The sequence below is a fragment of the Rhodococcus sp. OK611 genome (genome assembly GCF_003050885.1).
GTDB classification, from domain to species: Bacteria; Actinomycetota; Actinomycetes; order Mycobacteriales; family Mycobacteriaceae; genus Rhodococcus_G; species Rhodococcus_G oryzae.
Window position 1 is genome coordinate 165,106 of sequence record NZ_QAOZ01000002.1, and the last position, 21,931, is coordinate 187,036.

24 protein-coding genes and 2 riboswitches are annotated in these 21,931 nt (G+C 70.3%); of the genes, 18 read left to right on the plus strand and 6 right to left on the minus strand.

The genetic code is table 11. The features are described 5' to 3' along the window. Nucleotides 1-26: 26 nt before the first annotated feature. Nucleotides 27-137, plus strand: a riboswitch (TPP riboswitch). The 8 genes from thiO to C8K38_RS02675 all read left to right on the plus strand — a co-directional run bounded on the left by thiO (nt 134) and on the right by C8K38_RS02675 (nt 6,812). Next, entirely contained in the window at nt 134-1,201 is a 1,068-nt protein-coding gene (thiO, locus tag C8K38_RS02640) for a glycine oxidase ThiO (protein WP_097210129.1), read from the plus strand. It overlaps the preceding riboswitch by 4 nt. 7 nt (nt 1,202-1,208) lie before the next feature. After that, nucleotides 1,209-1,427, plus strand: coding sequence for a sulfur carrier protein ThiS (thiS, locus tag C8K38_RS02645; protein WP_027501293.1), 219 nt, complete (start codon nt 1,209-1,211; stop codon nt 1,425-1,427). Then, nucleotides 1,420-2,190, plus strand: a complete 771-nt coding sequence (locus C8K38_RS02650; RefSeq protein WP_097210130.1) for a thiazole synthase — start codon at nt 1,420-1,422, stop codon at nt 2,188-2,190. Before thiS ends, C8K38_RS02650 begins: the two co-directional genes overlap by 8 nt. Nucleotides 2,191-2,295: 105 nt before the next feature. Continuing rightward, nucleotides 2,296-3,240 carry an ABC transporter ATP-binding protein gene (locus C8K38_RS02655; protein ID WP_097210131.1) on the plus strand — a complete coding sequence of 315 codons (945 nt, stop codon included), beginning with the start codon at nt 2,296-2,298 and terminating at the stop codon, nt 3,238-3,240. Then, nucleotides 3,240-4,034 carry an ABC transporter permease gene (locus tag C8K38_RS02660; protein ID WP_097210132.1) on the plus strand — a complete coding sequence of 265 codons (795 nt, stop codon included), beginning with the start codon at nt 3,240-3,242 and terminating at the stop codon, nt 4,032-4,034. Before C8K38_RS02655 ends, C8K38_RS02660 begins: the two co-directional genes overlap by 1 nt. Nucleotides 4,035-4,142: 108 nt before the next feature. Next, complete coding sequence (locus tag C8K38_RS02665; protein ID WP_097210133.1) at nt 4,143-5,624, plus strand: M28 family peptidase; 1,482 nt, start codon at nt 4,143-4,145, stop codon at nt 5,622-5,624. 225 nt (nt 5,625-5,849) lie between these two features. Beyond that, nucleotides 5,850-6,587 (plus strand): adenylate/guanylate cyclase domain-containing protein, encoded by a 738-nt coding sequence (locus tag C8K38_RS02670; RefSeq protein WP_373560222.1) that lies wholly within the window; start codon nt 5,850-5,852, stop codon nt 6,585-6,587. A gap of 45 nt (nt 6,588-6,632) precedes the next feature. Next, nucleotides 6,633-6,812, plus strand: coding sequence for a hypothetical protein (locus tag C8K38_RS02675; RefSeq protein WP_027501286.1), 180 nt, complete (start codon nt 6,633-6,635; stop codon nt 6,810-6,812). A gap of 57 nt (nt 6,813-6,869) precedes the next feature. On the opposite strand, the gene thiD is transcribed toward C8K38_RS02675, so the two are convergent. After that, on the minus strand, nt 6,870-7,709 hold the full coding sequence (gene thiD / locus C8K38_RS02680; RefSeq protein ID WP_097210135.1) for a bifunctional hydroxymethylpyrimidine kinase/phosphomethylpyrimidine kinase: 840 nt from the start codon (nt 7,707-7,709) through the stop codon (nt 6,870-6,872). 10 nt (nt 7,710-7,719) lie between these two features. Then, entirely contained in the window at nt 7,720-9,411 is a 1,692-nt protein-coding gene (thiC, locus tag C8K38_RS02685) for a phosphomethylpyrimidine synthase ThiC (protein ID WP_097210136.1), read from the minus strand. After that, nucleotides 9,403-9,510, minus strand: a riboswitch (TPP riboswitch). It overlaps the preceding gene by 9 nt. A 155-nt stretch (nt 9,511-9,665) precedes the next feature. Here thiC and C8K38_RS02690 point away from each other — a divergent pair. The 3 genes from C8K38_RS02690 (at nt 9,666) to C8K38_RS02700 (ending at nt 11,338) form a co-directional block, all read left to right on the plus strand. Then, nucleotides 9,666-9,998, plus strand: a complete 333-nt coding sequence (locus C8K38_RS02690; RefSeq protein ID WP_097210137.1) for a GNAT family N-acetyltransferase — start codon at nt 9,666-9,668, stop codon at nt 9,996-9,998. Between the two features lie 199 nt (nt 9,999-10,197). After that, a complete protein-coding gene (locus C8K38_RS02695; protein WP_097210138.1) occupies nt 10,198-10,524 on the plus strand; it encodes a GNAT family N-acetyltransferase in 327 nt (108 codons plus the stop codon). Between the two features lie 160 nt (nt 10,525-10,684). Further along, on the plus strand, nt 10,685-11,338 hold the full coding sequence (locus tag C8K38_RS02700; protein WP_097210139.1) for a hypothetical protein: 654 nt from the start codon (nt 10,685-10,687) through the stop codon (nt 11,336-11,338). 19 nt (nt 11,339-11,357) lie between these two features. Here the strand turns inward: C8K38_RS02700 and C8K38_RS02705 are convergent, their stop codons facing one another. Continuing rightward, nucleotides 11,358-12,530 carry a class I SAM-dependent methyltransferase gene (locus C8K38_RS02705; protein ID WP_257017023.1) on the minus strand — a complete coding sequence of 391 codons (1,173 nt, stop codon included), beginning with the start codon at nt 12,528-12,530 and terminating at the stop codon, nt 11,358-11,360. Nucleotides 12,531-12,721: 191 nt separating this feature from the next. On the opposite strand from C8K38_RS02705, the gene C8K38_RS02710 reads away from it, so the two are divergent. Then, entirely contained in the window at nt 12,722-13,396 is a 675-nt protein-coding gene (locus C8K38_RS02710; RefSeq protein ID WP_179800436.1) for a hypothetical protein, read from the plus strand. Here the strand turns inward: C8K38_RS02710 and C8K38_RS02715 are convergent. From C8K38_RS02715 to C8K38_RS02725, 3 genes are all read right to left on the minus strand, one after another. Further along, on the minus strand, nt 13,393-14,208 hold the full coding sequence (locus C8K38_RS02715) for an exodeoxyribonuclease III (protein ID WP_097210140.1): 816 nt from the start codon (nt 14,206-14,208) through the stop codon (nt 13,393-13,395). The two genes, C8K38_RS02710 and C8K38_RS02715, sit on opposite strands and share 4 nt — an antisense overlap. Nucleotides 14,209-14,295: 87 nt before the next feature. Continuing rightward, complete coding sequence (locus tag C8K38_RS02720; protein WP_097210141.1) at nt 14,296-15,255, minus strand: N-acetylglutamate synthase, CG3035 family; 960 nt, start codon at nt 15,253-15,255, stop codon at nt 14,296-14,298. Next, nucleotides 15,248-15,838 carry a peptide deformylase gene (locus tag C8K38_RS02725; RefSeq protein WP_077040530.1) on the minus strand — a complete coding sequence of 197 codons (591 nt, stop codon included), beginning with the start codon at nt 15,836-15,838 and terminating at the stop codon, nt 15,248-15,250. The genes C8K38_RS02720 and C8K38_RS02725 overlap by 8 nt, the downstream gene beginning before the upstream one ends. A gap of 214 nt (nt 15,839-16,052) precedes the next feature. On the opposite strand from C8K38_RS02725, the gene C8K38_RS02730 reads away from it, so the two are divergent. The 6 genes from C8K38_RS02730 to C8K38_RS02755 all read left to right on the plus strand — a co-directional run bounded on the left by C8K38_RS02730 (nt 16,053) and on the right by C8K38_RS02755 (nt 21,766). Beyond that, complete coding sequence (locus C8K38_RS02730) at nt 16,053-16,379, plus strand: DUF3263 domain-containing protein (protein ID WP_027501275.1); 327 nt, start codon at nt 16,053-16,055, stop codon at nt 16,377-16,379. 38 nt (nt 16,380-16,417) lie between these two features. Continuing rightward, entirely contained in the window at nt 16,418-16,987 is a 570-nt protein-coding gene (locus tag C8K38_RS02735) for a LytR C-terminal domain-containing protein (protein WP_097210142.1), read from the plus strand. Between the two features lie 80 nt (nt 16,988-17,067). Beyond that, entirely contained in the window at nt 17,068-17,808 is a 741-nt protein-coding gene (sodC, locus tag C8K38_RS02740) for a superoxide dismutase[Cu-Zn] (protein ID WP_097210332.1), read from the plus strand. 113 nt (nt 17,809-17,921) lie between these two features. Continuing rightward, on the plus strand, nt 17,922-19,046 hold the full coding sequence (locus C8K38_RS02745; protein ID WP_097210143.1) for a glutamate--cysteine ligase: 1,125 nt from the start codon (nt 17,922-17,924) through the stop codon (nt 19,044-19,046). Nucleotides 19,047-19,138: 92 nt separating this feature from the next. Further along, on the plus strand, nt 19,139-20,410 hold the full coding sequence (locus C8K38_RS02750; RefSeq protein WP_219912800.1) for a phosphatase PAP2 family protein: 1,272 nt from the start codon (nt 19,139-19,141) through the stop codon (nt 20,408-20,410). 183 nt (nt 20,411-20,593) lie between these two features. Continuing rightward, complete coding sequence (locus C8K38_RS02755; RefSeq protein ID WP_143548375.1) at nt 20,594-21,766, plus strand: hypothetical protein; 1,173 nt, start codon at nt 20,594-20,596, stop codon at nt 21,764-21,766. The last annotated feature ends 165 nt before the right edge of the window (nt 21,767-21,931 follow it).

Sequence of the window (21,931 nt, forward strand, 5' to 3'; positions counted from 1 at the left end):
GTTCTCAACGGTAGTCTCTACGCAGAGAGAAGTGACACGGGAGTCCCGGCGAACGCGGGGCTGAGAGGGGGCCGCGAGCCCCGACCGTCATACCTGACCCGGATCATGCCGGCGCAGGGAGTGAGGTGGAGTAGTGAGCAGAACCGTCGCGGTGATCGGTGGCGGAGCGATCGGTCTGTCGATCGCGTGGCGTGCCGCCCAGGCTGGTTGGAGCGTCACCGTCCACGATCCGGCGCCCGCATCGGGAGCGTCGTGGGTGGCGGGCGGGATGCTGGCACCGCTGTCGGAGGGCTGGCCGGGCGAGGATGCGGTCCTGCAGGTCGGGGCAGCCTCGCTGGCCCGCTGGCCCGGCTTCGGCGCCGAGCTCGAGACCCTGTCCGGCGAGACGTTGTTCACCTCCCATGGCTCGCTCACCGTCGCGCTGGACGCGGCCGACGCCGCGGACCTGCGGACCGTGGCCGAGTGGATCGCCGGCCAGGGCTACGAGCTGGAACTGCTCTCGCGGGCGCAGATCCGGGCCGCCCAGCCGTCGCTCGCCCCGAACATCCGGCTGGCCCTGCTCGCCGCCACCGAGTCCGCCGTCGACAACCGCGCGCTGATCGCGGCGCTGCGATCGGCCTGTGTCGCGTCGGGGGTGGAGTTCGTCGCCGAGGCGGTCACCGACCCCGCCGCCGTGGCCGCCGACCAGGTGGTGGTGGCCGCCGGTACCGCATCCGCGCGGCTGTGGCCACGGCTGCCGGTCCGTCCGGTCAAGGGCGAGATCCTGCGGCTGCACCGCAGGCCAGGGGTGGCACCCGCCCCGACCATGACCATCCGCGGCAGCGTGCACGGGCGCCCGGTGTACCTGGTGCCGCGCGGCGACGGCCTGGTGGTCGGCGCGACCCAGCACGAGTCGGGGGAGGACACCCAGGTCACCGTCGCCGGGGTCCGTGACCTGATCGCCGACGCGCAGACGCTGATGCCGAGCATCGGGGAGTACGAGCTGCACGAGTGCGCCGCCGGACTTCGTCCGATGAGCCCCGACAACCTGCCGATCATCGGCCGGGTGTCGGACCGGGTGGTGCTGGCCACCGGGCACGGACGCAACGGCGTGCTGCTGACCCCGCTGACCGCGGACGCGGTGGTCGCCGAGCTGGACGGCGCGACATTGGCGGAGGCCAAGAGTGCCTCCCCGGAACGTTTCACCTTCAACGATGAGTGAGGACTCGATGACGAACACACCGGTGAACATCGGGATCACCGTCAACGGCGAGGACCATCAGCTGTCCGAGCCGCTGACCGTGGCCCAGCTGCTGGAGCACCTCGGCCTGCCCAGCAAGGGCATCGCGGTCGCGGTGGACGGGGCGGTGTTCCCGCGGGCGTCCTGGGATACCCCGGTCGGCAAGGGCTGGGAGATCGAGATCCTGACGGCGGTGCAGGGTGGCTGAGCCGCTCGCCGCAGACCGTCTGACCATCGCCGACCGCAGTTTCGGCTCCCGGCTGATCATGGGCACCGGGGGTGCGGCCAACCTCGCGGTGCTGGAGGAGGCGCTCGTCGCGTCCGGCACGGAGCTGACCACCGTGGCGATGCGCCGTGTCGATGCGGCGGGCGGCACAGGGGTGCTCGACCTGCTCCGCAAGCTGGACATCGCCCCGCTGCCCAATACGGCCGGCTGCCGGGGCGCCGCCGAGGCGGTGCTCACCGCGCAGCTCGGCCGGGAGGCGCTGGAGACTGACTGGGTGAAGTTGGAGGTCATCGCCGACGAGCGCACCCTCCTGCCCGATGCCATCGAATTGGTCTCCGCCGCAGAACAACTCGTCGACGACGGATTCATCGTGCTGCCGTACACCACCGACGATCCGGTGCTGGCCCGGCGGCTCGAGGACGTCGGGTGCGCGGCGGTGATGCCGCTCGGTGCACCGATCGGGACCGGCCTCGGCATCTCGAACCCGCACAACATCGAGATGATCGTGGCGGCAGCAGGGGTCCCGGTGATCCTCGACGCGGGCATCGGCACCGCGAGCGACGCGGCGCTGGCCATGGAGCTCGGGTGTGACGCCGTCCTCCTCGCGACCGCGGTGACCAGGGCCAAGGACCCGGCGCTGATGGCGTCGGCGATGGCGTCCGCGGTGACCGCCGGTTACCTGGCCCGTCGCGCCGGACGGATCCCGAAGAGGTTCTGGGCGCAGGCGTCCTCACCCGACCTCTGACCCCGACCCCCCACTCCCTCTCAGGGTCGGGTCATCCCTAGGTATGACACGGGACGCGACCTGCGGGCGATGTGCGCGGGCTCTGTCTGAGGAATCCTTCACGTCATGATTGAAGTGAGGGGTTTGACGAAAGAGTTCGGGCCCACGAAGGCGGTCGAAGACCTGACCTTCACGGTTCAGCCCGGCATGGTGACCGGATTCCTGGGACCGAACGGTGCCGGCAAGTCCACGACGATGCGGATGATCCTCGGCCTCGACCGGCCGACCGCGGGAACCGCGCTGATCGATGGCAAGCGGTACCACGACCTGAAGCAGCCGCTCCGGACCGTCGGCGCGCTGCTGGACGCGAAGTGGGTGCACCCCAACAGGTCCGCGAAGGCGCACCTGCAGTGGATGGCGGCATCCAACGGGATCCCGATGTCCCGGGTCGACGAGGTGCTGCGGCTGGTCGGCCTGACCGAGGTCGCGGGCAAGAAGGCAGGCGGGTTCTCGCTCGGCATGTCCCAGCGGCTCGGACTTGCTGCCACCCTGCTCGGTGACCCGAAGGTCCTGCTGTTCGACGAGCCGGTGAACGGGCTCGACCCCGAGGGCATCGTCTGGATCCGAAAGTTCATGCAGCGCTTGGCGGCTGAGGGACGCACCGTGCTGGTGTCCAGCCACCTGCTCTCCGAGATGGCGCTCACCGCCGAGCATCTCGTGGTGATCGGCCGGGGACGCCTGATCGCCGATACGACCGTCAAGCAGTTCGTCGACCGGTCGTCCGAATCGACCGTGCGGGTGCGCAGCCCCCAGCTGGATGCGCTTCGGAGCGCGCTGACCTCGCAGGGGCTCACGGTCCGCGAGGACGGCACCTCGGAGCTCGGTGGGGCGCTCATCGTGCTCGAGGCGACCACCGACGTCGTCGGCCAGATCGCAGGCGGCCAGGGAATCGTCTTGCACGAGTTGGCCGCCCAGCAGGGGTCCCTGGAGGACGCCTTCATGAAACTGACGGGGGACGACGTGCAGTACCACGCCGCAGGCATCGACGAAGTGATGGGAGGGGCGCTCTGATGGGTGTCGTGAACGCAGAACGGATCAAGCTCACCTCGACCCGGTCGCCGTGGTGGTGCACCGTCGCGATCATCGCGCTCGGCCTCGGCCTGGCCGCGGTGATCGGGCTGAGCGCCAAGGCGAGCTACAACGCCTTCGTGGACGAGGTCGCGAAGGGCGACAAGCCCGACTTCGAGCCCTTCCTGCCCACGCTCGCGGACGCGGTCGGCGGGGTGTCCGGGTTCGGCGTGCTGATCCTGATGATCCTCGCGGCCCTCGCGGTGACGAGCGAGTACCGGTTCGGCATAATCCGCACCACCTTCCAGGCCGTGCCGAAGCGCGATTCGGTGCTGATCACCAAGGCCGGCCTGATCGGCGGCTTCGGTGCGCTGCTCACCTTCTTGCTCACCTTCGGCGCTTACGCGATCGCCAAGGCGACGGCGGGATCCGACGCGGGTGCGGCGCTGAAGCTGTCCGGCTCCGAGGCCTGGCGGGCGATCTACGGCGTGCCGATCTACGCCTTCCTGTGCGTGGTGCTCGCCGTCGCGGTCGGTACCCTGCTCCGGCAGTCGGCCGGCGCCATCGCGCTGCTGCTGCTCTGGCCGCTGCTGGTCGAGAACTTGTTCGGCCTGTTCGGGCGGTTCGGCGAGAACATCAAGCCGTTCCTCCCCTTCATGAACGCGAACAACTTCCTCGGTGCGCCGCAGGGCGTCGATTTCCACTGGGGACCGTGGGGCAGCCTGGCGTACTTCGCGGCCTTCGTCGCGGTGATCTTCGGACTCGCCCTGTTCACCGTGAACCGCCGCGACGCCTGAATCCGCGGCCACACCACGAGCGTGCGCGCCCGGTACCCGATTTCGGGTACCGGGCGCGCACGTGTGTTTTGGGGTCGATCCGCCGCTCGCGAGCAGTACGCTCGGCAAATGCGACAGTCCATTCGGGCACGGGTCGGAGCATCTACCGCCGCGATGCTGGCCGGGATCGCGCTGGTGTCCGGGTGCGGACGGGACGAGGAGCAGTCGCCTCCCGCACCGCCGGTCGACGGGCAGTCGCTGGCGGCCGCCGTCGGTGGCGACGCCGTCGCCGCGCACATGGAGGCGCTCGAGCGGATCGCCACGGACAACGGGGGCAACCGGGCCGCGGGGACCGCGGGCTACGACGCCAGCGTCGACTACGTCGCCGACCGGCTCCGGGACGCGGGCTTCGAGGTGTCCACCCCCGAGTTCGATGTGGACCGCTTCATCGCCGGGCCGGTGGAACTGCGGGCGGGTGACCGCCAGTTCACCGCCGGCACCCTGGAGTACTCGCCGCCGACGCCGCCGGAGGGGATCACGGCGCGGACCCTCGCCCTGCCGGACGACGGCAGCCCCGGCTGCGAGGCGACCGACTACGACGGGCGCGACGCCGCCGGCGCCATCGTGGTGGTCCGGCGCGGGGTCTGCCCCTTCTCGGCGAAGGAGCAGATGGCCGCCGATCGCGGCGCCGTCGCCATCGTCGTGTTCAACAACGAGGACGGCCCGCTGGCAGGCGGCACGCTGGGGGAGGACACGGACCCGCGGATCCCCGCCGTGAGCGTGCCGGGCTCCGAGGGTCCGGCGGTCGCGGCCGCACCGGAGCTGTCGCTGAAGCTGGAGGCGGTCACCGAGGCCGCCACGAGCCGAAACGTGATCGCGCAGACCACGACCGGGTCGACGGAGAACGTGGTGCTGGTCGGCGCGCACCTGGACAGCGTCGAGAAGGGCCCGGGGATCAACGACAACGGCTCCGGGTCGGCCGCGGTGCTCGAGACCGCGCTGCGGCTGGGCAGCGCGCCGAACGTGACGAACGCGGTGCGCTTCGCCTGGTGGGGCGCGGAGGAACTGGGCCTGGTCGGATCGGAGCGGTACGCCGAGGGGCTCGACGAGGGTGAACGCGAGGACATCGCGCTGTACCTGAACTTCGACATGCTCGGCTCGCGGAACGCGGGGTACTTCACCCTCGACGGCGACGATTCCGACCGGGAGGGCGCCGGACCTGGACCGCAGGGTTCCGACGCGATCGAGCGAACCCTGGGCGGCTACCTCGCCTGGCGCGGGATCGTGGCGGACGGAACCGATTTCGACGGACGATCCGACTACGGCCCGTTCATCGAGATGGGGATTCCGTCCGGTGGGGTTGACAGCGGGGCGGACGACCGCAAGTCCGAGGAGCAGGCACTGAAGTGGGGCGGTACGGCGGGCGAGACCTTCGATCCCGGCTACCACTCGCCGGAGGACACCCTGGCGAACGTGGACCGGGCGGCGCTGGCGCAGAACGCGGCGGCGGTGGCGTTCGGCGTCGGTACCTACGCGAACTCCGTCGATGGCCCGGACGGGGTTCCCGCCCGGGCGGACCGGGCGAAGGCTCGGGAGGGTGCCGGACAATGATCCCGATAGTATCTGTGACTCTGAGTTACACTTTGGCCTGTGACTGAGGACCCCTCGACCTCGGGCGGCGACCCCGACGACGCGAGCGAACGCGACGCCGCCGGCTCTGCATCTGGGCGCTCCGCGGGCTCCTCGCCTGGGCGCTCCGCGGGCTCCGCGCCTGCGCGACGCGGCAGGCCCGAGGCCGTCGCCCGGTGGGTCCGCGGGGTCAACACCAGACCGCAGGTGGTCGACGCGTTCCGCAGGATCCGCCGGGCACTGCCGGGCGACCCGTCCTTCGGCGATCCGCTGTCCACGGCGGGACCCGGCGGCGTGCGGGCGATGGCCAGGGCGGCGGACCGGTTCCTCGACGACGGCCCCGGTGCCTCCCGCGAGGTGAGCCTCGGTGCGCTCCAGGTGTGGCAGGCGCTGCTCGAGCGGACCGGTCGCGGTCGCGGCCCCCGCGAGGTGACCATCGTCTTCACCGATCTGATCGGATTCTCGAGCTGGTCGCTCGGCGCGGGGGACGAGGTGACCCTCGAGCTGCTGCGGGAGGTCGCGAAGGCGGTCGAGACGCCGATCGTCGACCGCGGCGGCCAGGTGGTCAAACGGATGGGCGACGGGCTGATGGCGGTCTTCGCCCGGCCGGACCGCGCCGTCGAGGCGATGTTCGCCGCCCGTGCCCAGCTCGCGGAGGTGGAGGTCGAGGGCTACCGGCCGCGGATGCGGATCGGTGTGCACACCGGGTCGCCCCGGCAGATGGCGTCCGACTGGCTCGGCGTGGACGTGAACGTGGCCGCCCGCATGATGGAACTCGGCGGGGACGGCAACGTCATCGTCTCCGAGACCACGCTGGCGGCGCTCCAGCCTGGGTTCCTCGCGGACCTGCGCGCCGCGGCCAAGCCCTACCGGCGGGGGCTGTTCGCAGCCCCGATGCGCGGGGTCCCGGATGGCCTGCGCATCTTCACCGTCCAGGCGCGATGAGGTCGGGCATTGCCACCCGTGGCGCCGTCGGCGGACACTGGATGAATGGTTGACAGGGAGCAACGCACACCCTTTTACGGGGTGGTGATGATTCTCGCGGCGCTCGGTGCCTCGATGGTGGTCAGTTACTACGGGCCGGCTTGGTTCCGCGTCACGGTCTACATCCTCGCGGTGTTGGTGGTCCTGGTCGGGGGCGTCATGACCTTCCGGGACTACTCGCGCTGACGTTGCGCGTGCTGTGCGCGTCGCCCCGGTTCGGGAGGGGCGACGCGCACAGACGTGTCAGTGCAGGCGCCAGAGCGGGGAGACCGGACCGTGGCCCGCGCCCAGGTCGTACGACGCGGCCAGGCATCGCGTCACCCACTCCTTGCCGAACGCGACGGCCTCGGGCATCGGGTACCCGTTCGCCAGCGCGCACGCGATCGCCGCGGCCAGGGTGTCCCCGCCGCCGTGATCGTTCCCGGTGTCGATCCGCGGGCTGGTGAACTCGTGGAAGACGTCGCCGTCGAAGAGCAGGTCGGTGCTCGAGGTCGAGGTGCGCAGGTGCCCGCCCTTGACCAGCGACCACTGCGCCCCGAGCCCGTGCAGCGCCTCGGCCGCCCGACGGGCGGAGGTGTCGTCGACCACGTCGATCCCGGTGATGAGCCGGACCTCGTCCAGGTTCGGCGTCACCAGCGAGGCGATCGGGATCAGGGTGTGCCGGACCGCGTCGAGCGCCTCGGCGTGCAGCAGGGGGTCGCCGTGCATGGATGCGCACACCGGGTCGACGACCAGTGGCACCGCATGCCCGCGCCCGATGCCCACCTCGCCGCAGACCTCCGCGACGGCATCGATGATCGCGGTGGACGCGAGCATCCCGGTCTTGGCCGCCCCGACCCCGATGTCGCCGACCACCGATCGCACCTGGTCGGCGACGATCTGCGGCGGGATCTCGTGGAAGCCGCTGACCCCGACCGAGTTCTGCACCGTCACCGCGGCGACGGCGACGCAGGCGTGCACACCGCACATGGCCATCGTGCGGGAGTCGGCCTGGATGCCCGCACCGCCGCCGGAGTCGGTTCCGGCGATGGTGAGGACGCGGATCGGGGTCTGTCCGTCCGGGGTCAGGGGCAGCAACTTCACGCGTGAGAGCCTATCCACCGGCCGGAACGACGGGCAGATAGACCTGGTTGCCGCGGTCCGCGAATTCCGAGGATTTCTCCGCCATGCCGTTGGCGATCATCCGGTCGATGTCCTCCTGCGTTTCGAGCCCGTTCTGTTCGGCGTACTCGCGCACGTCCGCCGAGATCCGCATGGAGCAGAACTTCGGCCCGCACATCGAGCAGAAGTGCGCGGTCTTCGCCGGCTCCGCGGGCAGGGTCTCGTCGTGGTACTCGCGGGCGGTGTCCGGGTCCAGCGAGAGCGCGAACTGGTCGCGCCAGCGGAACTCGAAGCGCGCCCTCGACAGCGCGTCGTCGCGCTCCTGGGCCCGCGGGTGCTGCTTGGCGAGATCGGCGGCGTGCGCGGCGATCTTGTACGTGATGACGCCGACCTTCACGTCGTCCCGGTTGGGCAGGCCGAGGTGTTCCTTCGGTGTCACGTAGCAGAGCATCGCGGTGCCTGCCTGCGCGATCATGGCCGCGCCGATCGCCGATGTGATGTGGTCGTAGGCGGGCGCGATGTCGGTGGCGAGCGGGCCGAGGGTGTAGAACGGCGCCTCCTCGCACAGCTCCTCCTCGAGCCGGACGTTCTCCACGATCTTGTGCATCGGGACGTGGCCAGGGCCCTCGATCATCACCTGCACACCATGGGATTTCGCGATCTTGGTCAGTTCGCCGAGGGTCCGCAGCTCGGCGAACTGGGCCTCGTCGTTGGCGTCCGCGATGGACCCGGGGCGCAGCCCGTCGCCGAGCGAGAAGGTCACGTCGTACTCGCGCAGGATCTCGCAGAGTTCCTCGAAGTGTGTGTACAGGAACGACTCTCGGTGATGGGCCAGGCACCAGGCCGCCATGATGGAGCCGCCGCGCGAGACGATCCCGGTGACCCGCTTGGCGGTCAGCGGCACGTACCGCAGCAGCACCCCGGCGTGCACGGTCATGTAGTCCACGCCCTGCTCACACTGCTCGATCACGGTGTCGCGGTAAATCTCCCACGTCAGCGCGGTCGGGTCGCCGTTGACCTTTTCCAGTGCCTGGTAGATCGGCACGGTGCCCACCGGCACGGGCGAGTTGCGCAGGATCCACTCGCGGGTCTGGTGGATGTCCTTGCCGGTGGACAGGTCCATGATGTTGTCCGCGCCCCATCGGGTGGCCCAGACCATCTTCTCGACCTCCTCGGCGATGGAGGAGGTGACCGCGGAGTTCCCGATGTTCGCGTTGATCTTCACCAGGAATCGCTTGCCGATGATCATCGGTTCGGACTCGGGATGCTTGTGGTTCGCGGGGATGACGGCCCGTCCGGCGGCCACCTCCTCGCGCACGATCTCAGCCGAAACACCTTCGCGGGCAGCGCAATAGCGCATCTCCCTGGTGATGATCCCGGCCCGGGCCCAGGCCAGCTGGGTGCGCGCGAGATTGGGTCCGCCGCTGCGGCTGGTGCCGCCGAGATCGACTGGATCGGGCTTGGCCCAGTCGTCACGGGTCTTCGCGAGACCGGCCTCGAGGTCGATGGTTGCCCGCGCGTCGGTGTACGGGCCGGAGGTGTCGTACAGGTCGAGGTGTTCGCCGTTGGTCAGGTGGACCCGGCGGACCGGCACGGACAGGCCGTCGACGGTCAGGTACTGCTTGCTGCTGCCCTCGATGGGGCCGGTGGTGACGGTGGTTCCGGAAACAGAGGTGTCCCTCATGCGTGCTCTCCCTACGCCGGCATTACCCGGTCAGGTTCAACGGTCGACGGCCCTAGCCGTCCTCTCAGCCCGCTGGTGCGAGCCCCCGTGGGTTGTGTAGTTGTCGGGCACGACCCTAGGGCACAGCGCGTGAGCGGGCGAGCGCGGGCGGGCCGCGGAGATTTCTTGGCGCAAATCGGGGCGCAGGAGCGACCGGCGTGCCTATAGTGGCGGAAATCACATTGTGATTACGGATCGGGCAAGGAGACGGGCACATGATCACGGAATCGCCGACGGCAGAGGTGACGAACAATGCAGGTCAGAACCGGTTCGAGCTGAGGCTCAACGGGGACCTCGTCGGCATTCTCGGTTATTACGACTTGGACACACGGAGCGCGAAGCGGTCCTCGGCCGCGACGCCGGTGGTCTCGTTCATGCACACAGTGATCGTCGAGGACTTCGGTCACCGGGGACTCGCCGCGGTGATGGTGCGCCGGTCCCTCGACGCCGCGCGGGGCTACGGCTGGAAGATCCGGCCGGTTTGCACCTATCTCCAGCGATTCGTCGCGGACAACCCCGAGTACCGGGACCTCATCGTCCCCGTGTGAGAACTTCGGGTGCCGATTCGGCCACGATTCGATGGTGACTGGGCAACAAATCGCACCATCGGCCCCAAATCGGGCGACCGGGCCGGGGCGGGACTGCTTCCATGGTGAGGTGTCTCACATCTTCAAGCGACCTCCCGTCCCGGCAGCGGTGGTGACTGCGCCCGCCCCTGTCCTTGCGAACCCGGCGCTCGCGCGCGTCATGGACAACCCCTCGCACGCCCGCTTCGACCTCTGGGTCGGTGACGAACTGATCGGAATCCTCGGCTATCGCGGCGGAGGGGAGTCGACCGAGTTCACGGGCGGCCGCGGGGAGGTGGTCGCGCTCATGCACACGGTCGTCAAAGAGGAATACGGCGGTCGCGGCTGGGCCGCCGTGCTGGTCGGTGACGTGCTGGCGCTGTCGAGGGAACGCGGCTGGCGGTTGCAGCCGGTCTGCACGTATGTGCAGCGCTACCTGGGCGCCCACCCCGAGGAACTGGACCTGATCGTCGACGAGGACTTCACTCCGACCCCGAATTCGCCGTAGTCCGACACGGAGAGCGGCACTGACCCTATGCTTCCCCTGACCCGTCGCGGTCGGGGCCGGAAAACGTGGATCCGAAACAGATTTCGGCTTCCCCCGGCACCGCGTGGCGGGCGTCATCTCATCGCTTCGCGTATCGACGCGCCGTGTAACTGGGGGAAGAATGACGATCGTTGCTGCCGTGTCCGAGAGCGCCAAGGGCGGGTCGGTGGCCGGGATCTCGGCCGATGTCAGGGCGGGGACGGCCTCGCTGGTCGTCGCGCTCGGCGTCGCGGGGTTCGCGCTCGCATCGGTGGCCGTCGCGCCGCCCGCGCAGGCGGGCCCGATCCGGGAGTTCGCCAAGTTCGTCGCGACCCAGGTCGAGGCGAGTACCGCGCAGATCAAGCTCGAGTCCGGACGGTTCGTCCGAGACACCCAGACGAACGCCATCGCCGCAGTGAACGAGGCGGGCCGCGTGCTGGAGAACCTTCCGGTGCGTATCGAGGTCGACGGCGCAGTGCAGGGCATCACCTACTCCATTGCCGAGGGCGGCAAGGTCGTGTCGGCGGTCGTGGACACCGCGATCGACGCCGGGGTCGTGGTGGCCACGGAGGTCGTCAACCAGGCCGGTGCCTTCGCCGAGGAGTGCGTGAAGTCCGGGGTGAAGCCCGCGATCGCGGGAGCGCTGTCCGGCGCTGTGACCGCGGCGTCCGCCGCGGGCGTGGCCGCGGGGCCGGCCGGGCTGGTCGGCGGGGTGGCCGCGGGTGCCGCCTCGGGTGCGGTGACCGGCTTCGCGGGCGGTTGCGCGGACGGCCTGGTCAGGGAGCTCGTCCGCTAGGTGATCGCCGGTCTGCGCGTCAGTGCGCGCGGACCGCGAGTCGCCAGAGCGAGACCACCTCAGCAGCACGGACGGCGGCCAGCGGGTCGCGTCCGCCCGTTCCGCGTCCCTCGGGGCGGGCGCCGCTCGCGCGCGGGTGCCGAGGCCGGGTGTCGGTGCGGCCCAGCACCGTCAGGCCCGCCTGCTCGAACTGGTCCGTCAGCTGTGCCCGCGTGCGCAGCCCGAGTCGCTCGGCCAGGTCGGAGAGCACCAGCCAGCCCTCGCCGCCGGGGTTGAGATGATCCGGCAGGCCCCGGATGAACTCGGTGAGCATGTGCCCCTTGCGGTCGAACACGCCCAGCTCGATCGAGGACGTCGGGGCGGCGGGCACCCACGGCGGGTTGCACACCACCAGGTCGGCCGCGCCTGCCGGGTACACGTCGGTGCGGACCACCTCCACCCGGTCGGCGAGCCCGAGCCGCTGCAGATTGTCGGTCGCGCAGGCCACCGCGCGGGGCTCGATGTCCGTGGCCACCACCCGCCCGACGCCCCGACGTGCCAGCACGGCGGCCAGCACGCCGGTCCCTGTGCCGAGGTCGAACGCCGTTCCCGGAGTGGGTAACTGCGCCTCCGCGACCAGGTCGACGTACTCGTTCCTGGTGGGGGCGAACACGCCGTAGTGCGGGTGGATCCGCGCCCCGAGGGCGGGGACCAGCACGCCGCGCCGCCGCCACTCGTGCGCGCCCACCGCCCCGAGCAGCTCCTGCAGGGAGGCCACACTCGGCTCGGTCGCCTCGCCGTACGCCTCCCGGCACGCGTCCCTGATGTCGGGAGCGCGGCGGAGGTCGATGCCGAAGTCCGTGCCGAGCTCGATCAGGACCATGCTCAGGATGCGGGTGCGGTGCGCCCTGGCCTGCCGATGCCGGTGAAAGGTCACGGCGAGGTCGGGATCGGGCTTGACCTGCTGCCGGTCGAGCCGGCGCTTGAGTGCGTCGAGTAGCTGCCGGGCGCCGAGGAAGTCGCCGCGCCAGAGGATCGCGGTGCCCTCCGACGCGAGCCGCATCGCATCGTCGGCGCGGAGCTCGTCGCCGAAGGTCTCGACCGTCTTCGGCGGCTTGACACTGCTGTTGGACCGCCACGGCGCAGCGTGGCGTTCGCCCGCCTCGAACCATTCGACCTCGGTGCGGTCGGGCTGATCGCGCGGGGTCTCCACGGCGGACTCCTAGCGATGGGGGCGGCGCGACGCCTGCGAAGCACGCCCGGACCGGGCGGACACGGTGGATGAATCGTAGACCGGGCGGGGGAGCGCCCGAAATTTGAGAGCACTGCTCTTGTTTTCTCCCGCGCGTTGGTGAACACTGCTCATAAGAGAGAGCGCCGCTCTCGTTATTGGAGGAGGCAAGCATGATCGACACGGCACAGAGGGTGGGCACCGATCGCGCACGGATCGCGGCGGCGGCGTTGTTCGGTGTGGCGGGGGTGCTGTTCCTGCTCTACCCCGCGGTCCGGCCCTACTCGGACTACCTGAACCAGGCCACCATGGACGGCGCGCGGGCCTACGCGTCCGGCGCCTGGGTCTCGGCGCACTTCTTCGGGATGATCGGGTTCCTGCTGCTCGGCCTCGCAGTGCAGGCGCTACGGGAGATCCTCCGCGGCACCGAGGGGGACCGTGCCGGCATCGCCGCGACCGTGCTGACCTGGGTCGGGGTCGGCCTGACCCTGCCCTACTACGGCGCCGAGGACTTCGGCCTGCATGCGATCGGCGGGCGCGCGGTCGCGGACGGGACGCCGGAGCTGCTCGACCTGGTCGACGGCGTGCGCGGCGGCGGCACCCAGATGACCATGTTCACGGTCGGGTTGCTGCTGGTCGCCGCGGGCGCGGTCGCCGCGGCGGTGGGGATCTGGCGGTCCGGGGTGCTGGCCCGATGGAGCGGGGTCCCGCTCGCGGTCGGGTTCGCCCTGTTCATCCCGCAGTTCTTCGGCAGCCCGTGGATGCGCGTCGCCCACGGGGTGCTGGTGGCGGCGGGCGCGCTGTGGCTGGCCGCCGAACTGCTGCGCGCTCGCCGCGTCTCCGGCTAGTCCAGCTCGACCACGACCGGGGCGTGGTCGCTGGCGCCCTTGCCCTTGCGCTCCTCGCGGTCGATGGACGCACCGGAGACCCGTTCGGCCAGTGCGGGGGAGCCGAGGACGAAGTCGATCCGCATGCCCTGACGCTTCGGGAACCGGAGCTGCGTGTAGTCCCAGTACGTGTAGACGCCGGGGCCGGGGGTGAACGGGCGGGCGACGTCGACGAAGCCCGCGTCCTGGAAGGCGTCGAAGGCGTCGCGTTCGGGCTGCGAGGTGTGCGTCTTGCCCTCGAACAGCGCCGGGTCCCAGACGTCCTCGTCGGTCGGTGCCACGTTCCAGTCGCCGACCAGCGCGATCTGGGCGGTCGGGTCCTGCGCCACCCACTTCGCGGCGTCGTCGCGCAGGGTGGCCAGCCAGTCCAGCTTGTATTCGTAGTGCGGGTCGCTGAGCTCGCGCCCGTTCGGCACGTACAGGCTCCACACCCGGACCCCGCCACAGGTGGCGCCGATGGCCCTGGCCTCGACGACCGGGGTCGCGATGTCCAGGCTGTCCGCCGCGGGCTTGGCGAAGCCCGGCTGCCCCTCGAAGCCGACCTGCACGTCCTCGAGCCCGACACGGGAGATGATCGCGACGCCGTTCCACTGGCTCAGCCCGACGTGGGCCACCTCGTAGCCGAGCTCGGTGAATCGTTCCGTCGGGAACTGGTCGTCACGGCACTTGGTTTCCTGGATCGCCAGCACGTCGGTGTCGGTACGCACCAGCCAGTCCACGACCCGATCGGTGCGGGCCCGGACCGAGTTCACATTCCACGTCGCCAATCGCATTCGAGGCAGCCTAGTGCGACGGCGGCGACGACGACGGCGCCCCCCTGTGGGTCCGGAGGGCGCCGTCGTTCGTGCGGGCTCGTGCGGCTACCAGGCGGTGCCGGGTGCCGCCGCGTAGCGGTACCGGTGATGGTCGAGCATCCCCATCGTGCGGTACAGGGCGATCGCCGCCTCGTTGTCGGCCACCACCTGGATGTACGCGTGCGTCGCGCCCCGGTCGCGGCCCCAGCGGATCATCTCCGCGCAGATCAGCATCCCGAGCCCGCGCCTGCGGTGGGCGGGCGCCACCTCCACCGCGCTCAGTCCGACCCAGCGTCGGCCGTCGGGCGCCTCGGTCACGGCGGCCCGCGCGATGGCGAGCAGTTCGGTGCTCGGGCTGCCGAGCCGGCCGAAGCCGAGCTCGCCGTCGCGGACGGACCCGAGCACCTCAGGGGCACAGTCCGGCAGCTTTGCCCCGTTGTGGTCGTACAGCGGCAGCCACTGATCGTCCGGCTCGCCGGACACGGTCACCAGCGAATCGCCTTCGGGCAGCGTGAGGTTCGCGATCTCCGCGGCCATCACCAGCACCTCGTCAGAGGTCTCCCAGTCGGTGGGGGCGTTGCCGAGGCGGTCCGGCAGCAACAGCCGCAGCGGCTGATCGCGGTCGGCGTACCACTTCTGCAGGCGCTCGAGGGTGTCGCCGCTGTAGAGGTCGCCGATCCGGTCGGCCTTCCCGAGGGGAGACGCCGAGTTGGCGCGGCCTGTGAACCCGCCACCGGAGCGGGCAAGCCAGCCGTTGATCCAGCTCTGCTCCAGGCCGGGCCAGCCATCGGCGGCGGCCAGCTCGAGCGCGCGGATCTCCCGGCTCAGGATCGGTCGGGCACCGATCGACTTGAGCGCGACGACCTTGTCGGGGACGACCTGCACCACCCGTCCGTCCGGGGCGCGGACCACGACGGCCGGTGTGAGCGACACCAACTCCCCGATGATGTCGGTCAGGGGCTGCGGGTAGCCGGGCGGCAATTCGTATCGCAACACCACCCGGCTACCGAGCACGATGTCAGTCATCGTGGCCGAAGGGATCCTCGACCGTGCCCGGCACCCAGCTCTTGCCCGGGACGCCCCAACCGGAGCGCTTGATGATCTTCTTCGCGGCCCTGGCGTTGCGGCCGATAAGCACGTCGACGTAGAGGAATCCGTCGAGGTGTCCGACCTCGTGCTGGAGCATCCGGGCGAAGAACCCCGTGCCCTCGATCTCCACCGGCGAACCGTCGGCCTCGGTGCCGGTCACCTTGGCCCAGTCGGCGCGGCCGGTCGGGAACTGCTCGCCGGGAACGGAGAGGCAGCCCTCCTCGTCGTCGTCGGGGTCCGGCATGGTCTCGGGGATCTCCGAGGTCTCGAGCACCGGGTTGACCACGGCGCCGCGACGGCGGATCGAGTTCCCGTCGCCGTCGACGTCGGGGCAGTCGTAGACGAACAGTCGCATCGGGACGCCCACCTGGTTCGCCGCCAGACCGACGCCGTTCGCGACGTCCATCGTCTCGTACATGTCAGCGATCAGCTCGGCGATTTCCGCCGGCGATTCGGTGACGGGCCGCGTGGGCTCATGGAGCACCGGATCGCCCACGATCCGGATCGGAAGTATTGCCATTTGAGCAAGGATAGTGGGGCGCCCGGACGCGACGCGCCAGCACCGCAACCAGGCCGCGCCCGTGCGGATCATGGTTGAATAATCCCCGGAAGAACAGATATGTAATTCGTTGCCCGGTAATCGTGAAGCCAGCCGGGTCGTCGGGGAACTTTGGTTTCGATGCATCACGCGAGAGCAGTGGCGTTGGGCGAGAGCTCGAAGTTGAGGGAGTGAGATGGACGGGGCAGCGGCGCGTAACCGGAATTCCGAGCAGACCGACCCGCAGGACGCGAACGCGATCGGCGAGGACGGACTGACCCGCCGCGACCACGACATCCTGTCCTTCGAGCGCCAGTGGTGGAAGTACGCGGGCGCCAAGGAAGAGGCCATCAAGGAACTCTTCGACATGTCCGCCACCCGCTATTACCAGGTGCTGAACGCGCTGGTCGACCGCCCCGAGGCCCTCGCAGCCGACCCGATGTTGGTCAAGCGACTGCGCCGGCTGAGGGCGAGTAGACAGAAGGCGCGAGCCGCACGTCGCCTCGGATTCGACATCACCTAGGTGTCGGCGGACGCGGCGCGGCCTCTAAGGTCATTCGAGTGAGCACTCCTGAGCAGCCACCGAGCGGACCGCCGCTGCGTGCGTTCGCGATGGTCCTGATTGCGCTCGCGATCGCCTTTGCCGGTATCGGCGCCATGGCGCTGTCCGGAAACGATTCCGAGTCGGAGCAGCCCGAGACCACCTCGAGCGTGGCGCGGGCGGCGGGCAACGGGGCCGCCTCGGTCACCTCCGCCAAGCCGCCTGCCGCGGTCACCTCGGCCAGGCCGCCCGCCGCGATCACGTCGACCACGGCTGCCGCCACCACCACGACGGCGCCGGTGCTGGACAAGTCGGCCGTGTCGGTCCGGGTGCTCAACAACAGCACGGTCAGCGGCCTGGCCGCGCAGACCGCCAGGACCATCGAGTCCGACGGCTGGACGGTCGGCGAGACCGGCAACTACAGCGACGGCTCGGTGAGCTCGACCACCGTCTACTACTCGGCCTCGTCGCCTGCGGAGAAGGCGGCCGCGACGGAGATCGCCGCGACGCTGGGTGTGTCCGCCGAGCCACGGTTCCCCGGCATCACGAGCGCGTCGCCCGGCGTCATCGTGATCGTCACCGCGCCCTAGGTGGACGCACCAGCGGACAACCGTTCCGCGCGCGCGTCTATGATCAGTTCACTGCCAGCCCATCTAGAAGGAGCGGTTTGATGGCCCTGCTTACCCGACGCGACTCGCACCTCGGCGGTGCCGAGAATGCACGCCGTCCCGCCCGCGTGTCCTGGCGCGTCGTCGCCCCGATGGTCGCGATCGCGGCCGTTGGCCTCACCGCGTGCTCCAACGGCCAGGAGCCGAGCGACGTCCCCGGTACCACCCCTCCGGTGTGGACGGGAGCGTCCGTGCCGGGCCACGGCGCGGCAGAAGGTGGCCACGGATCGGCGGCCGAAGAGGGCGCGATCTCCGTCGAGCTCAAGGACGCGAAGGGTGCCGAGGTCGGTACCGTCCGCTTCACCGAGGGTGACGGGTTCGTCCAGGTCTCGGTCGAGGCCGAGCACCTCACCCCCGGCTTCCACGGACTGCACGTCCACGAGGTCGCCAAGTGCGAGGCGAACTCGGTGGCGCCGTCCGGCGGCGCGCCCGGCGACTTCCTTTCCGCCGGTGGGCATTTCCAGGCGGAGGGTCACACGGGACATCCCGCGAGCGGCGACCTGACCTCGCTGCAGGTGCGCGAGGACGGCACCGCGGAGCTGGTCACCACCACCGACGCCTTCACCCTCGAGGACCTGCGTAACCACGGCAAGGGCACCGCGATCATGGTGCATGCCGGCGCGGACAACTTCGCCAACATCCCGACGCGGTACACCCTCCCGGAGAACGCTCCTGTGCCGGACCAGGCCACGCTGGCCACCGGTGATGCCGGCGGCCGCGTCGCCTGCGGCGTCATCGAGTAGACACTGATCGCTCAGAACGACCCCTCACCGCCACGGTGGGGGGTCGTTCTGGTGTTCGCCGGTGCAGGTCCCGGTGACGGCGGCAGCCGGATCGCTGTGGTTGGATTCCCAGTGTGGGAGTCCACTTCGCCGGTTCGCCCCGGCCGACAATCGGCGTCGAGTGGGAGATCGCCCTGGTCGACAAGGCCACCCGCGATCTCTCGAACACCGCGGGACAGATCTTCGACGCGGCGCACTCCCTCGCGGGTGGTGAGTCACCGCGCCTGCACAAGGAGCTGCTCCGCAACACCGTCGAGCTGGTCACCGGGATCTGTGACACCGTCGGCGAGGCGATCGACGACCTGAGCGAGACCCTGCACCTGGTGCGCCGGGTCGCCGACCCGATCGGCGTCGACCTGTTCTGCGCGGGCACCCATCCGTTCGCGGAATGGTCCACCCAGCAGCTGACCCGCAGCCCGCACTACGACGAGATGATCGAGCGCACCCAGTGGTGGGGACGTCAGATGCTGATCTGGGGTGTGCACGTGCACGTCGGGATCTCCTCGGCCGATCGGGTCTTCCCGATCCTCAACGCGTTGCTGGTGAAGTACCCTCACCTGCTTGCGCTTTCCGCCTCGTCGCCGATGTGGACCGGCGTGGACACCGGGTACGCCAGCAACAGGGCATTGATGTTTCAGCAGCTGCCGACGGCCGGTCTTCCGTTCCAGTTCGAAACCTGGTCGCAGTTTGAGGGATTCGCCCACGATCAGATCAAGACCGGCGTCATCGACAAGCTCGGTGGGCTGCACTGGGACATCAGGCCCGCACCGCAGTGGGGGACCATCGAGGTGCGCGTCTGCGACGGCGTCTCCACCCGGACCGAGCTGGGCGCGATCGTCGCCCTCATCCACTGCCTGGTGGTGTATTTCGACCGCAAGCTCGACGCGGGCGAGGAGCTGCCGGGGATGCCGCCGTGGCACGTGCAGGAGAACAAGTGGCGGGCCGCGCGGTACGGGCTCGACGCGGAGATCATCCTCGACGCCGACAGCAACGAGCGACTGGTCACCGACGACCTGGACGATCTGCTGGAACAGCTGATGCCGGTGGCGAGGTCGCTCGGTTGCGCCGACGAACTGGCGCGGGTGGCCGACATCCCGCGGCGCGGCGCGTCCTACCTCCGTCAGCGCGAGGTCGCCGCGGCCTCCGGCGGTGACCTGACACTCGTCGTCGATTCCTTGGTGAACGAGCTCGACACGTAAGGCCGCGTTCATGCTCCGTTTACTATGGACCGGTGCTGATCAACGACTCACCGGTCTCAGGGACCGGTCGGCTCTCGTTGCGGTCGCACCCCATCCTCATCTCGGCGGGCGTGGTCCTGGTCGCGGCCCTGGTCGCGCTGCAACTGGCCGCGATGCGCTACGGCTTCGAGGGACCGCTGCACAGCCTGGCCAAGGATTTCGTCGGCACTCCCAAGTCGATGTCGCTGCCGTGGGCGGGATTCGCGCTCGCGCTGGTGGGGCTCACGAACCCGCAGCGGATCCGCGCGCTGGCCGCCGCGGTGGTCCTCGACCTGCTGTTCGCGGCGGGTCGGTTGCTGTTCGACGGGCCCGTCGCCATCGGGAACGGCCCCACCCTCGTACTGACCGGGATCGGGCTCTACGCGACGGTGGCCTGGACCGGCGAACAGCGTCGTAGCGCGCTGCGCGGCGTCGGGCTCGGCGCGCTGCTGATCCTGGCCACCAAGGTCGGCGACGTCTGGCTGCAGATCACCGTGCTGACCCGCCCGCTGGTGCTCGACGAATACGTGCAGCTCGCCGACCGGGCGCTGGGCAATCCGTCCTGGGTGATGGGCGGCGTCGTCGATTCGCTCGGCAGCGTCGGCTACGGGGTTCTGCACTGGGTGTACATCGAGCTGCCGGTCGCGGCGATCGTCGTCGCCCTGTATCAGCTCCGCAACGGCTGGCCGTCGCACTACCTGGTGCGCACCTTCCTGCTCATCGGGCTGATCGGTCCGCTGTTCTACCTGCTCTTCCCCGTGGTCGGCCCGGACTTCGCCTTCGGCACCGCGGGCGCGGGCTCCCAGCTCGGCAACTACTGGCCCGCCGTGGTGCCGAATGTCGTCGACCCGGCTGCGATCCCGTTCGACAGCCCGGCGCCGCGCAATTGCATGCCCAGCCTGCACACCGCCTGGGCGCTGGCGATATTCATCCACTCGCGGAGCGGTCCGCGGTGGCTGCGCTGGGGTGGCACCTTCTGGCTGGTGTGCACGCTGATGGCCACCCTCGGGTTCGGCTACCACTACGGCGTCGACCTGGTCGCGGGCGTCGTGCTGTGCCTGACCCTGGAGTCCGCGCTGCGCGATCCCGAGCGGGGCTGGGGCCGGTTCCGCGTGCGGCTCGTGGTCGGCGGGGCGGTCGCGTTCGCGGCGCTGCTGCTCGGCTATCGGTACCTCGCGGTCGAGATCGCGGAGTACCCGCTGTTCTTCGGTCCGCTGATCCTCGGTGTCATGGGCGCCGTGGTGCTCGGGTTCTATGCGAGCTTCTTCGCCGCACCGGGGACCGCGCTCGGTCGGTGGGGCGGACGGGTCGAGGCAGACCCGGTTCCGGTGCGCGCCGCGAGCTAGCGGACGAGGCCGCTCGGCGGGTCCGAACCGCGCCGCGGGCGGGGTACGGCTGCACGTCTCGGGGTCGGTCCGCTACGGTGACCTCGATTCGACGGACTGAGTGAGGAATTCGGCGGGCCGCAACCACAGGCGTCCCTTCCGGTTACCCGCGAGCCACTGTCGACGGGAAACGGTGGAGGACGCGTGCGGGAGTCTGTGGGAGTGACGCTCGGCAAGGAGGGCGTGCGGGCGGTCCTCATCGACACCCACGTGCCCGGTCTCGGGCCGGTGGACAGCCGCTTCGAGGACCGCGCCGGAGACGATGTCGGGCAGGCCGTCTGGGCCACCGAGCAGATGGTGGACCGGGCAAGGCGGATCGGACTGAACCCGACGGCGGTCGGGATCGTCGCCGCGGACCCGGCTGCGGCGGAGGCGATCAAGGCGAAGCTGGGCAGCGACGGCGTGCCGGCCGTCACGGTGGTCGGTGCGGCCGAGGCCCGGCTGGCCTTCCTTCGCTCGATACCCGAGTTGGCAGGCGCCCGTACCGCTCTCGTTCTCGCCGAGTGGCCGGGCGAGGTGCTCGCCCACGCGGTCGACCTACGGTCCGGTGCGGCGCAGGCAGGCGTCCAGCGGGTGACCGCGGGGACGTTCAGTGAGGTGTCCTTCACCACCGCGCTGCTGGAGGACATGCAGTCGGGTGCCCCGCGTGGCAAGGTCGCCGTCGTCGTGCTGGGAATCCGGCCGTCCGAGACGAGCGTGATCCGTTCCGCCGCCGCTGCGCTCGGGCTGGCCGCCGTTGTCCCGTATGCCGGCCGGTGGCATCTGGCGACCGGCGCCGCGATCAGCGCTGCGGAAGTGCAGACGTCCGTGCCCGCCGCGTTCGCGGCGACGGCGGCGGGGGAGACGAAGGCACTTCCCAAGGGGAAGGTGCTCGCCGGTGCGGCCGCGGTCGTCGCGGTCCTGCTCGCCGGTCTCACGGCCGTACTGGTGACGCCGGCTCCGTCCCCCACGTCGACGCAGGGACCGGTCGCGCCGACCACACCCGAGCGCAGCGATGTCTCCGAGTTGAAATCGCCCGGTCTCCCCGTGGACCCCTGTGCGCGGGTCGGCGCACCCGGACCCACCACCGCGCCGGCCAGCTGGCGCGCGGGCGGGCTCAGCTATTCGGTGCGGTTGGTCAGCGACCCCGACCCGTCGCAGCCCGACCCGGCCGACCTGCCGGCGCCACACAAGCCGCGAGCGTCGGGCACGCCGGGTGCTTCCGGTGCCCCAGGGCCGTCGGGTTCGCCGGGACCGTCAGGTGCGCCGGGAACGTCAGGTGTGCCGGGATCGCCGGGAATGTCGGGGACGTCGCCCGCCGACCCGTGTGGCCGCTGACGTATGAATCGCGCCGCGAGCTAGTCGTTCTGGTGGCGTCGGCGCCGAAAACCACCCAAAAACGACTAGCTCGCGCAACCATGCATCGGTGATGAGTCGACGCGGTGCGGTGTTTCTGGCGTTGGCCACTGCGTTGGCAGGGTGTGGATACATTCACGGGCCCGC

What these genes read in the sequence shown, in the direction of transcription:
- thiS (WP_027501293.1), top strand. Translation starts at nt 1,209, where the DNA reads ATGACGAACACACCGGTGAACATCGGGATCACCGTCAACGGCGAGGAC.
- C8K38_RS02655 (WP_097210131.1), top strand. Translation starts at nt 2,296, where the DNA reads ATGATTGAAGTGAGGGGTTTGACGAAAGAGTTCGGGCCCACGAAGGCG.
- C8K38_RS02660 (WP_097210132.1), top strand. Translation starts at nt 3,240, where the DNA reads ATGGGTGTCGTGAACGCAGAACGGATCAAGCTCACCTCGACCCGGTCG.
- C8K38_RS02665 (WP_097210133.1), top strand. Translation starts at nt 4,143, where the DNA reads ATGCGACAGTCCATTCGGGCACGGGTCGGAGCATCTACCGCCGCGATG.
- C8K38_RS02675 (WP_027501286.1), top strand. Translation starts at nt 6,633, where the DNA reads ATGGTTGACAGGGAGCAACGCACACCCTTTTACGGGGTGGTGATGATT.
- thiC (WP_097210136.1), bottom strand. Translation starts at nt 9,411, where the DNA reads ATGAGGGACACCTCTGTTTCCGGAACCACCGTCACCACCGGCCCCATC.
- C8K38_RS02690 (WP_097210137.1), top strand. Translation starts at nt 9,666, where the DNA reads ATGATCACGGAATCGCCGACGGCAGAGGTGACGAACAATGCAGGTCAG.
- C8K38_RS02695 (WP_097210138.1), top strand. Translation starts at nt 10,198, where the DNA reads ATGGACAACCCCTCGCACGCCCGCTTCGACCTCTGGGTCGGTGACGAA.
- C8K38_RS02700 (WP_097210139.1), top strand. Translation starts at nt 10,685, where the DNA reads ATGACGATCGTTGCTGCCGTGTCCGAGAGCGCCAAGGGCGGGTCGGTG.
- C8K38_RS02710 (WP_179800436.1), top strand. Translation starts at nt 12,722, where the DNA reads ATGATCGACACGGCACAGAGGGTGGGCACCGATCGCGCACGGATCGCG.
- C8K38_RS02715 (WP_097210140.1), bottom strand. Translation starts at nt 14,208, where the DNA reads ATGCGATTGGCGACGTGGAATGTGAACTCGGTCCGGGCCCGCACCGAT.
- C8K38_RS02720 (WP_097210141.1), bottom strand. Translation starts at nt 15,255, where the DNA reads ATGACTGACATCGTGCTCGGTAGCCGGGTGGTGTTGCGATACGAATTG.
- C8K38_RS02725 (WP_077040530.1), bottom strand. Translation starts at nt 15,838, where the DNA reads ATGGCAATACTTCCGATCCGGATCGTGGGCGATCCGGTGCTCCATGAG.
- C8K38_RS02730 (WP_027501275.1), top strand. Translation starts at nt 16,053, where the DNA reads ATGGACGGGGCAGCGGCGCGTAACCGGAATTCCGAGCAGACCGACCCG.
- sodC (WP_097210332.1), top strand. Translation starts at nt 17,068, where the DNA reads ATGGCCCTGCTTACCCGACGCGACTCGCACCTCGGCGGTGCCGAGAAT.